Here is a 13,606-nt window from a genome sequence, read left to right as displayed (position 1 = left end):
CGCCCGGCAGACCTCACGCCGCTTCGGTGGCGTCCTGCGCGTTGGCACGCAGCCGTTGCGCATCGCGCGCGGGCGAGATGCCGAGGATGCGTGCATAGTCGCGACTGAACTGCGATGCGCTCTCATAGCCAACCCGGAAGCCGGCGTCGGCAGCGGTCAGCGCCTCGGCGACCATCAGGCGGCGCGCTTCGTGCACGCGCAGCTGCGAGCGGTATTCCAGTGGCGTCATCGTGGTCACCGCCTTGAAATGCGCATGGAAGGTGGAGCGGCTCATCGCCGAGAGATCGGCGATCTGCTCGATGCTGAAGCGCTGCGCATAGTGCTCGCGCAACCACACGATGGCCCTGGAAATCTGGTTGAGCCGGCTGTCGGCGATGGCCATCTGGCGCACTGCCGCATTGGCCGGGTCGGCCATCAGGCGGTACAACAGTTCGCGCACGATCAGGGGAGCGAGCGCGGCAATTTCATGCGGTCGATCGAGCAGGCGCGCCAGCCGTAACGCTGCGTCCTGCAACTGCGGCGTGCTGCGATTGAGCAGCAGCCCGGCCGATGCCGCATCGCGCTGCGTGTCCACCAGTTCCGGATGATTGATCGCCAGCTCGCTGAGCACCGCGGTGTCCAGGTCCAGGCAGAAACACAGATACGGTTGCGCGCTGCTGGCTTGGATCACCGAGCCGACGATGGGCAGATCCACCGACGCCACCAGGTACATCTGCGGGTGATAGACATACGCCTGCGCGCCCAGCATTGCCTGCTTGCGGCCTTGCGCCACCAGACACAGCATGGGTGTATAGACAGTGGGCATGGCCACTGTCGGCGCTGCGCTACGCATGATCTGCAATCGGGCGATCTGCGTGGGATGCATGCCGTCGCCAGGCGCATGACGCAGCAAGATCGTGCTCAATTCGGTCAGCGAAGACATGCGAAAACCCGTCGACGATGCGATGCGGCCCGGCCGCGAGGGCACCGATCGTACAAGAGTGCAGGTGGTGTGGGCGGCAAGGTCCATCGCGCGGGCGGTGGGCTTGCGCCCGATGGACAGCGCGGCAGCAGTCGTGGCCGCCTGCGCGTGAACTGCGTCGGCCCTGATAGGGCGATCACAGGCCGGCCGTATCATGGCGAGGTCTCTCGCATTCACTTGCTGCCATGCCCGCAAAACGTTCCAGCTTTCCAACGCCGACCAGCCCGGCAGAGTGGAAGCGGCTCCAAGCCGCTGCCGCCACCGAATTGGCGCGGCGCACCGCACAGGCGCATCTGCAGATCCTGGGGCTGTTGCGGACGCATGGACATCTATTGAGCGATGCGCAGCGGCGTAGCCTGCACAAACGCCTGCTGCGCGGCGGGCGTTGATCTGCGGGAGCGATTGCCTCGGCGGTTGCGCACGCTGCCGGCCTCAGCTTGTGGTCGTGCACGGTCATGCCGATAGCACGATGCAGCAGCTCGCCAGTCACCTCATGCGACCGAAGGCTGCGCGTTCGGGCCGCCAGCCAGTCGCGCAGTCGGGGCGCGTGAGACGCAGCGACCATGCATCGATGCCGCCGTTTCCGAAGGTGACTGGCATGCCGCAAACGGCGCCCTACACCTGCTCGCAGTCGCGGCAGGCGCGTTTCGCTGCAGCGCCTTCCGCACGGCAACCGCCGGTGCCGGCCGGTCCCATGCGCGCGGCGGCGTTATGTCGCCAGGTCCCAAGGCGGCTGCTCGCCCAGCCGCTCCAGCAGGAAATCCACGAACGCACGCACGCGCGGCGGTTGCAGCTGGCGCGCCGGCGTCACTGCGCTGATGTGCGAGGTGGGCGGGGGGTAGTCGCGCATCACTTCGACCAGGCGGCCGCTGCGCAATTCGTCGGCGATGTGCCAGTACGAATGCACCGCGATGCCCTGGCCGGCGACCACGGCGTCGCGCACCAGCTCGCCGAAGTTGCTTTCGAAGCGGCTCTGCATGCGCACGCGCACCAGCCCACCGTCGGGCGTTTGCAATGTCCACACGTCCTGGCGGCCGTCACGGCCCATCAGCAGCACGCCGGCGTGCTGTGCAAGTTCGTCCGGCGTGCGCGGTGTGCCGTGACGCTGCAGATAGGCGGGCGAGGCCGCCAGGGTACGGCGGTTGTCGGCAATGCGCCGGGCCACCAGCCCGGAGTCCTCCAGTGGTCCGATCCGGATCGCCAGATCGAAGCCCTGTTTGACCAGGTCCACCAGGTCGTCGCTCAGGTGCGCGCTGATGCGCAGGCGCGGATGGCGGGCCTGGAATTCCGGCAGCAGCGGCGACACGTATTGCCGCCCGAATGAGGCGGACATGGTCATGCGCAGCACGCCACCCACGTCGTGCGCGCTTTCGCGCAGATCCTCGGCCAGCGCGTCCAGATCTTCCACCAGCACGCGGCCACGTTCGGCCAGCCGCTGCCCTTCGGCAGTGGGATGCAGGCGGCGCGTGGTCCGGTGCAGCAGGCGCACGCCCAATTCGCGTTCCAGGCGCTTGAGACGCTGGCTGGCCACCGCCACCGACAGATCCAGGCTACGCGCGCCCGCGGTGATCGAGCCCAGGTCGAGCACGCGCAAGAACAGGGCAATGTCGCCAAGACGGTCCATGCGATTGTCAATGATTGCTTGAAAGTGAATCAGGATAGCAGGGGTTTCTGTAAGTAAACGCAGGGCGCAGGCTGTGCGCAGTCATCCCTGGCCAATGCCCATGTCCAACCTCACCTCTGCGCGTGCGTCGCGCTTTCCGCCGGCATTGCTGGCACTGACCATCGGTGCCTTCGGCATTGGCACGACCGAGTTCGTGATCATGGGGCTGCTGCAGCAGGTGGCCGCCGATCTGGGCGTTTCGCTCAGCGCGGCGGGGCTGTTGATCAGCGGTTATGCGCTGGGCGTGTTCGTCGGCGCGCCGGTGCTGACCCTGGCCAGCACACGCCTGCCGCGCAAGGCGGTGCTGGTCGGGCTGATGCTGATCTTCACCGTCGGCAACGTGGCCTGCGCGCTGGCGCCGGACTACACCAGCCTGATGGTCGCGCGGGTGCTGACGTCGCTGGCCCACGGCACGTTTTTCGGCGTTGGCGCCGTGGTGGCGACGTCGCTGGTGCCGGCCGAACGCCGTGCATCGGCCATCTCGCTGATGTTCGCCGGGCTGACCGTGGCCACCTTGCTCGGGGTGCCGGCCGGTGCCTGGCTGGGCCTGCAACTGGGCTGGCGCGCGACCTTCTGGGCAGTGGCAGCGATCGGCGTGCTGGCCACTGCCGCGGTCGCGGTGTGGGTGCCGGCCACGGCAGGTGCTGCCACGCCGGTGTCGTGGCGGCAGGAAGTGGCGGTGTTGCAGCGGGGGCAGGTGCTGCTGGCGCTGGCGATCACGGTGGTGGGCTACGCCGGCGTGTTCGCGGTGTTCACCTACATTCAGCCGCTGCTGCTGCAGGTCACCGGCCTTGCGCAATCGGCGGTGTCGCCGGTGCTGCTGGTGTTCGGCGTAGGCATGATCGTCGGCAATCTGCTCGGTGGCCGGCTGGCAGATCGTCGCCCCACCGCGGCCCTGCTGGGCAGCCTGGCCGCCCTGGTGGTGGTGCTCGGCGCGCTGGGCTGTGTCCTGCACAGCAAGGCCGCCATGGTGGCCTTTGTCGGGCTATTGGGCGTGGCCGCCTTCGCCACCGTGGCGCCACTGCAGTTGCGCGTGCTGGAACACGCGCGTGGCGCCGGCCAGAACCTGGCCTCCAGCCTCAACATCGCCGCCTTCAACCTGGGCAATGCGCTGGGCGCATGGCTGGGTGGCGTGGTGATCGCCATGCAGGCGGGCCTGGCCGCAACGCCCTGGGTGGCCGCGCTGTTGAGTGCCATCGGGCTGGGCATGGCGCTATGGAGCGTGCAGTTGCAACGCCGCCGCGCGACTGCGCCACTGGCCTGTACGCAGATGGGTTGAGGTGATCGCGCCCTGGTCATTCGCCGGGTTGGCGCAGTGCGCCTCAGGCGGCGTTCGAGGCGCATAAACATTGGTTTCGCGCGCAGCACTCCACAAGCGCGAGCGGCCAGCGGTCATCCAACGCATCTTTCATTTAACGTTACCAAGGAATTCTCAATGGAAACCCGTCTACTGGGCCGTTCCGGTTTCAAGGTACCCGTGCTTGGCCTGGGTGCCGGCACGTTCGGCGGCAAGGGGCCGCTGTTTTCTGCATGGGGCGATACCGATGTGGCGCAGGCGCGGCGCATGATCGAGCTGTGCCTGGATGCGGGGCTCAACCTGTTCGATACCGCCGATGTGTATTCCGATGGCGCATCCGAAGACATCCTTGGCCAGGCCCTGCAGGGCCGCCGCGATCAGGTGATTCTCTCGACCAAGACCGGCCTGCGCCTGGGCGATGGCCCCAACGATGCCGGCGCCTCGCGTTTCCGTTTGCTGCGTGCGGTGGAGGCCTCCTTGCGGCGTTTGCGCACCGACTACATCGATCTGCTGCAGCTGCACGCCTTCGATGCGATGACGCCGATGGAAGAGACCCTGTCCACGCTGGATGGCTTGGTGCGCGCGGGCAAGGTGCGCTATCTGGGCGCGTCCAATTATTCCGGGTGGCAGCTGATGAAGTCGCAGGCGGTCGCCGATGCGCACGGCTGGAGCCGCTTTGTCGCCAACCAGACGTATTACTCGCTGGCCGGGCGCGACTACGAGTGGGAGCTGATGCCGCTGGGTATCGACCAAGGGATCGGTGCGGTGGTGTGGAGCCCGCTCGGTTGGGGGCGGCTGACCGGCAAGCTGCGGCGTGGGCAGCCATTGCCGCAACACAGCCGTCTGCACGCCACCGCCGCGGCCGGCCCGGCGATCGACGATACGCGCTTGTTCGACATCGTCGATGCGCTCGATGCCGTTGCCGCAGAGACCGGCCGCAGCGTGCCGCAGATCGCCATCAACTGGCTGCTGCAGCGGCCGACCGTGAGCACGGTGCTGATTGGCGCACGCAACGAGGCGCAGCTGCGCGAAAACCTCGGTGCGGTGGGGTGGTCGTTGACCGAGGACCAGCGTGCCCGCCTGGATCAGGCCAGCGCGGTGGAGCCGCCATACCCGTACTACCCCTATTGGCGCGGGCAGTTTGCAGAGCGCAGCCCGCTGCCGCTGTAAGGCGGGCTGCGCCGACGCGTCACGCTGCAACACACTGCAGCGTGGCACGCGTGACTGCCGCGGTTCTCGCGCAGCGGCGTCACAACGGCCGTGCCGCCGGAACGATCACTTCCGGCTTGATCGCGCCCACGCCGTTGCTGCCTTGCAGCTGGCGGCAATTATCCAATGCGGTCATCGCCGAGGCATAGCCGATCATCGCGCTGCCGTCGGTGGCGGAAGCATAGATCAGCCTGCCGCCCGTACGCCTGGCCAGTGCGCGCGCGATGGCTGGCGTGGTCTCGAACAATTTGATCGAAGCGCCGAGCAATGCCGGCTGGCCGCTCCGCGTTTCCAGCGCGGCAACGACGGTCGCCGGTGGTTCGCTGCGCGCGGTGCGCGCGACCGCGTTCGCCGCGCCGCTGGTGTCCAGGTAGATCGCGTAGCGATCGACGCGGGCAACCGGTGCGTTCGCGCTGACCTGCGTGCTTGCTAGCGTTTGCGTGGCGGCCGTACCGCGCGCGGTGTCGGCCAGCTGTACCACTGCTGCTGGGATCAGCCGGAAACTGGCACGGTCCACCACAACGGTTTGCCCGGTTGCGGCAGCCCGCAGGCGGGCGCGATCGAACACCTGTGCCGAGGCGGGTGCAGACATGCTGGCGGCAACGACGCACAGCAATGTGATCAGAGAAGTTTTCATGTCAGTGGCCCACCACGCGCATTTCGAATTGCTGCAGTTGTTCCTTGCCGTTGTCGGCGAGCATGTCGTCCACCTCCAATGTCCAGCGACCGGCGGCCGCCTCGTCCAGGAAGGCATTGCTGGAGGTCAGGAAGACCACGAAGCCATCGCCCGGATCGAGCGTGGAAAACGGCGTCATCACGGTGCTGCGGGTGCCGCTGGGCGAGACCAGCACGGCGCGCAGTTGACGCGGATTCTTGTGCGTCCCCGCGAAGTACAGCTGTACGCCTTCCACCTTGAAGGACTGCTTGATGTCGATCGCCAATCGCGCTGGCGAACCGATACCGCCGATGGTGCTGCTCTTGCCGTCATAGACGGTCCACTCGGTGTCTTGCATTGCAGGCAGCGGAGTGAAATGCATCGCACGCTCCACCGCCGCGGCTGCATCCACCAAGCCGAAGCCATACCAGTTGCTGAAACGGTGGCCGGCCGCGTTGGTGATCCAGGCGGGCTCGATCACGGCGTCCTTGTAGAACGCCTTGGCCTGATGGGGATCGATCTGCACCGCCGTCGTTGCCAGGATGTATTTGACATCGCGCAGCGTCAGTTGCGGGTTGGCGCCCAGCATCAGCGCTGCGACGCCTGCAACCGTCGGTGTGGCGGCAGAGGTGCCGTTCATGCGTGCGCTGTAGTTGCACGAGGCATCGATCTTTGAGTGGCTGGTATCCAGCGCGTTCTGCGGCGCACGCGTGCGATCGCGGTTATTGCCTGCCGCGCATCCGCTCAGATCGGTCGTGACGATCGCCGGTGAGAAGAATGGCTGCGGTCCCTGCGCAGCGAGCAGTGTATAGAACGGACTGTAAGTCTCAGGATGCGGATCGAAGCGACGCTGGAACCCAAATTCCCCGGAAAGACCGGACACCCACACTGCGGATCCGGGCGAGGAATAACTCGCACGCACGCCGTCGGCGTTGACCGCACCGACCACAATCATGGTGGTCAGGCTGTTGAGGTTGTCGATATTGGCGCTGCTGCAGGCGACGCCAAGCTGCCGGGTCTGGTCGCTGCAGCGATCGATCAGTTTGCCCTGTGCATCCACATCGAGCAGCGTATTGAAATCATTGCCGGCTGCCTTGACGTAGATGCCGCCCTTGCCGCCACGCTGGGCACGCATCATTTTTTCCAGAGAGCGCTGCTCGTCGAGATCGCTGAATGGATAGACCGCTGTCGAGATGCCGAAGCTGTTGTTGAACACGTCCATCGCACGGGCTTCCGGGCCATCGCCCCAGGAGTAACGGATATCGACGTACTGCTTGCTTCCGTCATTCTCGGAAATTGCGTTGAAGCCAGCCACATTCGCCTCCGGCGCAACACCGCGTCCACCTAGCCCGTTCCATCCGCGTGCCGCGATGATGCCGGCGACCGCGGTGCCGTGGTCATTGTCGATTTCATCCGCAGGCGGCGTCGGATCGTTGGAACCATTCAAGAAGTTATGCGAGCCGCCGGCAACGATGTTGTCGACGAGATCCTCATGCGCAATCTCAAGCCCGCCATCGATGACCGCCACCTTGACTCCGGCTCCGCGAATGCCAAGCGTGTGCAGGATGTCCACATCCAGATCGACGCCTGGCCGTGGACGCTGGTCGCCGAACACCGGCTGGCCTTGATTGAGCAGATGCCATTGGTAGCGGAACAACGGGTCGCTGGCATTGTTTGTGTTCTGGGTGGTCTTGATCGGCGCGTCAACACCGGTTGCTGCAGCGTCGGCTATCAGCGAGAAGGGTCCGAGCGCCAGCAGGCACGCGTAAAGCAGCGGCAATCGCCGCAGGGGAGACAGTGTCATGGCATGGTATCGGTCATGGGGGCGCACGCCAGATGCAGGTGCCGGCCAAACCGGCCGGCATGCTGCCTGACGTGAAACGGCCGCAGGGATCGGCCTGCGGCAGGTGTACTTACATGGGTTGCATCACCGCCTGCATGACCACCAGCGCCGCCTGCGCGACACCGCTGCTGCGCTGCAGGCCGGGCAGTGCGCGCTGGGCCTGGTCCACCGATGCATAGGTGATCACCGCGCTGCCGTCCACCGTCGAGGTGTATGCAATGGTTCCGCCGGTGCTGGCAGCCAGCGATTTCGCAGTGGCGGGCGTGGTACCGGTGAGTTTCACCTGCGGGTTGACCAGCACGACACGCCCGTTGCGCTCATTCACCGCAGCGGCGATGGGGCGTTCGGTGTTCGTGGCAAGACTGCGTGCGGCACCCGCAGGCGCATCCAGCACCACCGCATACGGCCCGATGCGCGCGGCGACCTTGTCGCTGGGGGCCACTGCACCCGTAATGCCGGCTTTGGCTGCCGAGCGCTGCGCCGATATCGCGTTCCGTGGCGGCTTGTGCTCGCTCACCACCGTGGCCGGCAGCATGCGGAACATGTCCGGTCCGGACTTGAAACGCACGCCGGTCGCCGCCGCACGCAGGGTGTTGGTGTCCATGTATTGCACTGCCTGGGCAGCACCGGTTGCGGCGAGTGACAGCGTCAATAGGCAAGCAACAATCATCGGTTTCATATCAGTGCCCCACGATGCGAAGTTTGAAAGCGTTGAGTGCGACAGTGCTCCTGGGATCGCTCATGTCGGTCACTTCCAGGGTCCAGATGCCGCGCGATTTCTCGTCCAGAAACGCATTGCTGGAGGTCAGGTCGATATAGAACCCGGTCTGCGCATAAGCAGCCGGATCCAGGACGGAAAACGGCGTGGCGACAACGCTGCGCGTCCCGCTCGGCGACACCAGCACCACACGCAGGTTGGACGGCGTCTTGTGCGCCGACTGCAGCGACAGCTGCACCGCTTCCACCTTCATCGCCTGCTGCACACGGATGCGCAGTTTGCCCGGGCGCGCCGGGCCGCCGATCTGGCTGGCGGCATCGGTGGAGCTGATCCATTGGGTATCGCGCATGGGCGGCAGCGGCGTGAAATAGCGCGCCTTGTAGACCGCGGCCGCGGCATCGGCCAGGCCGAAGCCGTACCAATTGCTGAAATGGTGCCCGGCTGCGTTGGTGATCCAGCCCGGATCGATCACGCTGCCCTGGTAGACCGCCTGCGGCTGCCATGGGTCGATCTGGCGCGCGGTTGTCGCAAGGATATATTTGACGTCGCGTGCGCTCAGGCTCGCATTGGCACCGAGAATCAACGCAGCCACGCCAGACACCGTGGGCGCTGCAGCCGAGGTGCCGTTCATGATCGCGTTGTAGTTGCACGATGCGTCGATCTGCGACTTGCTGCCATCCAATGCGTTGTAGACCACGTCGGGAGCTTCGACGTTCTCGCCCGCTGCGCAGCCGCTGAGATCGGTGGTGACAATCGCCGGGTCGTAGGCATAGGGGGCAGCATCCGGGGAAAAGGTGGACGCTGCGTCGGGATACCACTTGTGTTGAAAGCCATACTCGCCGCCAAGACCGGAGACCCACAGCGCAGAGCCTGTGGACGAATACGAGGCACGGGTGCCCTTGGCATTCAGGCTGGCCACGACGATGGTTCCGGGCAGATTTGCCAACGGATCGATGTTGGCCAGCGAGCAGCCGACTTTCAATGCACGCGATTGTTCGCTGCAGCTATTGACGGGGTTTCCGTTCTCGTCGGGCACAAGGAAGCGCAGGAAGCTATTGCCCGCAGATTTGACGTAAATGCCGCCAAGGCCTCCTCGTGTCGAAGCCATCAATGCTTGCCAGCTGCGCTGGTCTTCCAGAGGAAAATCCTGGTAGAACGGGGTAGCCGAACCCCAGCTGTTGTTGAAGACATCGATATTGCGGGCCTCCGGGCCATCGCCCCATGCATAACGGACGCTGGCATCGGTGACCGAAGAATCGCGCGCAAACACGTCGAATCCTGCCAGTTGCACTTCTGGCGCCACGCCGCGTCCGCCGCGGCCATTCCAGCCCACCGCACCGATGATGCCGGCGACGGACGTGCCGTGACCATTTTTCGGGTCGATCGGCGTGGTGTCGTGCGACCCGTCGCCGAAATTGTGCGACCCGTTTGGCAGGATATTGTCTGCCAGATCTTCATGGCCCAATTCCAGCCCATCGTCCACCACGCCGACCCGCACGCCGCGGCCGCGAATGCCCAGGGCATGCAGGATGTCCACATCCATGTCCACGCCGGCGACCGGACGGCTGTCGCCGATCACGGCCTGCCCCTGATTGGAGATATGCCACTGGTACCGCAGCAATGGGTCGTTGCCAGTGGCTTTCGCTGTGGCGCTATTGCGGGCGCTGGCAGTGGCCGGGGTGGCGGCCGCCGTTGCCTGGGTGGCAGCAAGTACCGACAGCGGCGTGCTTCCGCTCAGGAGGACAACGATCAACAGCGCGAGAGGTCGCCTGCGAAGAGAGTTCATTCCGTTTGATTCCAGTCAAATGGGGGGCGCCGTCGAGTGACACACTCCTCCGTCAGGCCAACCGCGCGATCGGCCTTTGCAGCTGCTCCACTCCACGAAGCTCGCGCCTGTGAAGCCGGTGTTGGTGGAGCCGGAAAGAGGAATGCGAGTGAAGGACCCAACAGGTGCCAGCCGGGTCCGGAAAGCCCGTCAGGCAGTGCGATCCGAAAGCCGAGCTGCACCGCAGGCAGTCAGATGCCGCGTGTCGATGCCCGGGGTGTGCGACATCGATGCAAAGGAGGCTGCAACAAGAGCCATGTGCGTTTATCCCAGTTGAGTTACCAAGCGCATGTCTGCCGATGGACGCTGCGGTCAGGTCCGGCGTCGGCTCCCCTGTGCGTGTCGACGCAGCCGATGTTGTCGATGCGTGTGCATCAAGAACGCCTGGATTACAAATGGGGGCAGCATTGTCTGCAAGGCATGCCAGCGACGACATCTTTGTGACACATCGCGCAATTTACGGCTGGCATGTCGGGTGATGCGTTGCATGCGAAGTTCTGCCGACGAAAATTGCAGAAAAATTTGGCGGTGGCAGTCACTTCGATCGAAATAAGCGATCACGATGCGTCGTCGTGCTTCGCATGCGGCGCTGTTCGGCTCCGCCCTCTCATCACCGTGTTACACCGTCTGCCGCGCATGGGAAAACGCATGCGGCCCGCAGCGTCTGGCAACGTCGGCCATGGCCCGGGCATGCCAGTGCCACCAGGCTGCGCATCGAGGCATGCGGTAGCGAGGTGCCGCGCAGCAGTCTGCGCTGCTGCGCGGCTCAGCGTGTGGCGACGAACTACCAGCGGTACGCCACCGACATCTGGTACTGCCGCCCGGCGATGGGGCGGCCCATGAAGACACCACCGGTGGCTGCGCCAGGCACGCGCACGTTGCCTTCGGTCAGGCCCACCGTGTCGGTGACGTTGCTGCCGCTGGCCGTCACTTCCCAATGTTCGCCCACATGCAGGTTGGCGCCGATATCCAGCATGTTGTACGAGGGCAGGCGCTGGCTGTTGGCCAGGTCCGCAAAGCGCTCGCCGATGTACGAATAGGTAGCAAACACCTTGAGGTCGCCGAACGGCAGCATCCAGTAATAGCTGGGCGTGATGCGGAACTGGCGCTTGGGTTGGCGCATCACCTGGTTGCCGGTGAACTCGCGATAATTGCGGTACTTGGCGTCCAGCCACACCCCGGTGCCAGCCAGCTCGAACCCGCCGAACGGCCGGATCGCACCCTCCACCTCCAGGCCACGTGCGCGCGAATCGCCCACGGCGGTGAAGTTCTCGCCATTGGCCAGGAATGCCTGGAACGGCGAGTTCTTGAAGGTGTTGTAGAACGCGGTGAGATACAGGTCGTAGACGCTTGTGCCGGACTTCAAACCCAGCTCGTATTGATCCACGTCCTGCACGCGGGTCTGTCCATCGCGCAGGTTGTCGAAGCCGGGAAACTTCACCCCGGAGTTGACCCGCGCAAACAGGCTGTTGTGCTGGTCCAGCGTGAAGTTCAGACCGGCTGTCCATGACAGCGCTTCATCGTTCTGATCGATGCGCCGGGTGGTCGCCAGCGCCAGCGAGGTGGCGTTGTCGTACAACGTGGCCGGGTTGCCATCCAGATCCACGGTCGTAGTGTCGTGCACATCGCCGGTGACGCTCTGGCGCTCGTAGCGTGCGCCCAGGTCCAGGCGCAGGCGTTCGCTCAGCTCCCACTCGTCGGCAACGAAGGCGGCGATGTTTTCGCCGTCGTACTTGGCGCGCAGGTTCAAGAACGCGGTACTGGTGAACCCCTGGCGCGTGGCCTGGCGGCCATCGTCCAACGCCACATCGATGCGGCGCGCGTTGTTTTGCGCGGTGAGCAACATGGTATTGCCCAGGTACCAGGTGTCGGCAGAGGAATACTTGGCGTAATACGCGCCCACGGTCAGCGTGTTGCCGGCAAACAGCTCGCGGCTCAGACGCAGGTCGTTGGTAAAGGAATTCAGGCGTTTGTCCACCGACCACCAACCGGCTTCGAGCACCTGCTGATTCGCATCCACCACGCCGCCCCCATTGGTGTAGCTGGCGCTACCACTGCTGCCGTAGCTGGCGATGAAATCGCCCAGGCGTTGTGGCGCATCGCCGGTAAATAGCGCGTAGGTCGGTGCGCTGCCGCTGATCACGTTGAAACGGTCGGCCACGGTCCAGCCGCCGCTCTCCCAGTTCCATTCGCCGCCGAACACGTCGATGTTGACGCCGCGTCCGTCGGCCAGGTCGCGCCGCAGCGTCTGGCCATCGGGTCCGACCAACAGATCCACATTGCGGAAGTCGCGGCCGAGCAGGGTGCCGGTCTGCGCGTTCAAGCCGGGGAAACTGGAAATATCGCTGCCGTTGTTGCGCGAGAGCAACGGGATCGCGGTGTAGAACGCGTTGTTATCGTCGGTGTGGCGCGCGTAGAACGACAGCTCGCCGTTGTCCCAGCGCTTGCTCAAGGTGGCGCTGAACTGGCCGCCCTTGTCGGCGGAGAACTGCGGGTCGCGCACGCCGTCGGTTTCGCGAAAAAAACCGCCTACGCTGTAGTACCAGCCATTACCCATCGGCCCGCTGTTGAACACATCGATGCGGCGCAAGGCGTTGTTGCCGCCGGTCAGGCGCACGCTGCCTTCGGGTTCGTCCTGGCCTTTTTTCTGGATGAAATTGACGGTCAAGCCGGGCTGGCCGTTGGAGAAGATCGGGCTGGAGCCGCCGCGCAGCACTTCCATGCGTTCGACGGTGTCATCGACACGGAACAGCGTGGAATTCTCCAGGAACGACAAGGTCGGCGGCGGAAACAGGGGCGAACCGTCCAGTTGCATGGTCACGAACGGCGCATCGCCTTCCGATGGCATGCCGCGCACGAAGATGTTGGCGCCGGTGCCGCCGCCGCTGGGCTCGGCCCACACGCCGGGCACGATCTTGAGTAGGTCGGCGGTGCTTTGCGGCACCGCCTGCTGGATCTGCTCCGGGCTGGCCGTGGTGATCGAAAAACTGGCGTCGCGCTTGGCCAGGCCCTTGAAGCGCGCGGTGCCGCTGACGATGACCGCATCCAGCGTGGTGGCCTCCTGGTTGCCTGATGCAGGCGTGGCGGTCTGCGTGCGGCCATCCGGTGCCAGCAGCGCGGCAGCGACGGCAAGCGAAAGGGTGTAGCGGGGCGATGAAAAACGCATGCGCAAGGCTCCTTGTCTTAAAGTGCAAGAACGCTGCCGGGCCACGCCGCGTGTGCAGGCATCGGCAGCCAGTACACACGCGCGCGCCCGCGCTATCGCGTCGCTTGCGCCCCCTGTCAGCGCAGTGCTAATGAAGTTTTAACCCTAGATGCGCCGCAGCGTGTTGTGCGACGCAGCAGCCTTGGGCTGCGCTTCCACGTTGGGAAGAAGGTCGTGCCTGCGTGTCGCGCGTCGGTGTTCCCGTCCTGAGTGCCGTGCAAATCCACGCG

The 13,606-nt window shown here is 65.1% G+C and carries 10 protein-coding genes; 3 read left to right on the top strand and 7 right to left on the bottom strand.

Annotated elements, in window-relative coordinates; translation table 11 throughout:
• Positions 1-13: 13 nt before the first annotated feature.
• On the bottom strand, positions 14-922 hold the full coding sequence (locus ACCQ07_RS14125; protein ID WP_011348053.1) for an AraC family transcriptional regulator: 909 nt from the start codon (positions 920-922) through the stop codon (positions 14-16).
• Positions 923-1,146: 224 nt separating this feature from the next.
• Here ACCQ07_RS14125 and ACCQ07_RS14120 point away from each other — a divergent pair, with 224 nt between their 5' ends.
• Entirely contained in the window at positions 1,147-1,350 is a 204-nt protein-coding gene (locus ACCQ07_RS14120; protein ID WP_014090619.1) for a hypothetical protein, read from the top strand.
• A 320-nt stretch (positions 1,351-1,670) separates the two neighbouring features.
• Here the strand turns inward: ACCQ07_RS14120 and ACCQ07_RS14115 are convergent, their stop codons facing one another.
• Positions 1,671-2,585: a LysR family transcriptional regulator gene (locus tag ACCQ07_RS14115; RefSeq protein ID WP_008571887.1), complete on the bottom strand. Its 915-nt coding sequence runs from the start codon at positions 2,583-2,585 to the stop codon at positions 1,671-1,673.
• Positions 2,586-2,685: 100 nt separating this feature from the next.
• Here ACCQ07_RS14115 and ACCQ07_RS14110 point away from each other — a divergent pair, with 100 nt between their 5' ends.
• Both ACCQ07_RS14110 and ACCQ07_RS14105 read left to right on the top strand, forming a co-directional pair.
• Positions 2,686-3,903: an MFS transporter gene (locus ACCQ07_RS14110; protein ID WP_057681438.1), complete on the top strand. Its 1,218-nt coding sequence runs from the start codon at positions 2,686-2,688 to the stop codon at positions 3,901-3,903.
• Positions 3,904-4,059: 156 nt separating this feature from the next.
• The gene (locus tag ACCQ07_RS14105; protein WP_057681437.1) at positions 4,060-5,091 is read left to right on the top strand and encodes an aldo/keto reductase; all 1,032 of its coding nucleotides are present in this window, start codon (positions 4,060-4,062) and stop codon (positions 5,089-5,091) included.
• Positions 5,092-5,170: 79 nt separating this feature from the next.
• Here the strand turns inward: ACCQ07_RS14105 and ACCQ07_RS14100 are convergent, their stop codons facing one another.
• The 5 genes from ACCQ07_RS14100 to ACCQ07_RS14080 all read right to left on the bottom strand — a co-directional run bounded on the left by ACCQ07_RS14100 (position 5,171) and on the right by ACCQ07_RS14080 (position 13,337).
• Positions 5,171-5,767 (bottom strand): hypothetical protein, encoded by a 597-nt coding sequence (locus ACCQ07_RS14100; RefSeq protein ID WP_057681436.1) that lies wholly within the window; start codon positions 5,765-5,767, stop codon positions 5,171-5,173.
• 1 nt (position 5,768) lies between these two features.
• Positions 5,769-7,589: a S8 family serine peptidase gene (locus ACCQ07_RS14095; protein WP_057681435.1), complete on the bottom strand. Its 1,821-nt coding sequence runs from the start codon at positions 7,587-7,589 to the stop codon at positions 5,769-5,771.
• Between the two features lie 109 nt (positions 7,590-7,698).
• Complete coding sequence (locus ACCQ07_RS14090) at positions 7,699-8,307, bottom strand: hypothetical protein (RefSeq protein ID WP_057681434.1); 609 nt, start codon at positions 8,305-8,307, stop codon at positions 7,699-7,701.
• Between the two features lies 1 nt (position 8,308).
• The gene (locus tag ACCQ07_RS14085) at positions 8,309-10,099 is read right to left on the bottom strand and encodes a S8 family peptidase (protein WP_057681433.1); all 1,791 of its coding nucleotides are present in this window, start codon (positions 10,097-10,099) and stop codon (positions 8,309-8,311) included.
• An 856-nt stretch (positions 10,100-10,955) separates the two neighbouring features.
• Positions 10,956-13,337 carry a TonB-dependent receptor gene (locus ACCQ07_RS14080; RefSeq protein WP_372363399.1) on the bottom strand — a complete coding sequence of 794 codons (2,382 nt, stop codon included), beginning with the start codon at positions 13,335-13,337 and terminating at the stop codon, positions 10,956-10,958.
• Positions 13,338-13,606: the final 269 nt, after the last annotated feature.

Source organism: Xanthomonas sp. NCPPB 3583 (assembly GCF_041475715.2).
Classification (GTDB): Bacteria; Pseudomonadota; Gammaproteobacteria; order Xanthomonadales; family Xanthomonadaceae; genus Xanthomonas; species Xanthomonas euvesicatoria.
Note: the sequence above shows the minus strand (reverse complement) of the source record. Positions and strands in the feature narration are given on the sequence as shown.

Coding starts and splice junctions, on each gene's coding strand:
- ACCQ07_RS14125 (WP_011348053.1), bottom strand. CDS start 922: ATGTCTTCGCTGACCGAATTGAGCACGATCTTGCTGCGTCATGCGCCT.
- ACCQ07_RS14120 (WP_014090619.1), top strand. CDS start 1,147: ATGCCCGCAAAACGTTCCAGCTTTCCAACGCCGACCAGCCCGGCAGAG.
- ACCQ07_RS14115 (WP_008571887.1), bottom strand. CDS start 2,585: ATGGACCGTCTTGGCGACATTGCCCTGTTCTTGCGCGTGCTCGACCTG.
- ACCQ07_RS14110 (WP_057681438.1), top strand. CDS start 2,686: ATGTCCAACCTCACCTCTGCGCGTGCGTCGCGCTTTCCGCCGGCATTG.
- ACCQ07_RS14105 (WP_057681437.1), top strand. CDS start 4,060: ATGGAAACCCGTCTACTGGGCCGTTCCGGTTTCAAGGTACCCGTGCTT.
- ACCQ07_RS14100 (WP_057681436.1), bottom strand. CDS start 5,767: ATGAAAACTTCTCTGATCACATTGCTGTGCGTCGTTGCCGCCAGCATG.
- ACCQ07_RS14095 (WP_057681435.1), bottom strand. CDS start 7,589: ATGACACTGTCTCCCCTGCGGCGATTGCCGCTGCTTTACGCGTGCCTG.
- ACCQ07_RS14090 (WP_057681434.1), bottom strand. CDS start 8,307: ATGAAACCGATGATTGTTGCTTGCCTATTGACGCTGTCACTCGCCGCA.
- ACCQ07_RS14080 (WP_372363399.1), bottom strand. CDS start 13,337: ATGCGTTTTTCATCGCCCCGCTACACCCTTTCGCTTGCCGTCGCTGCC.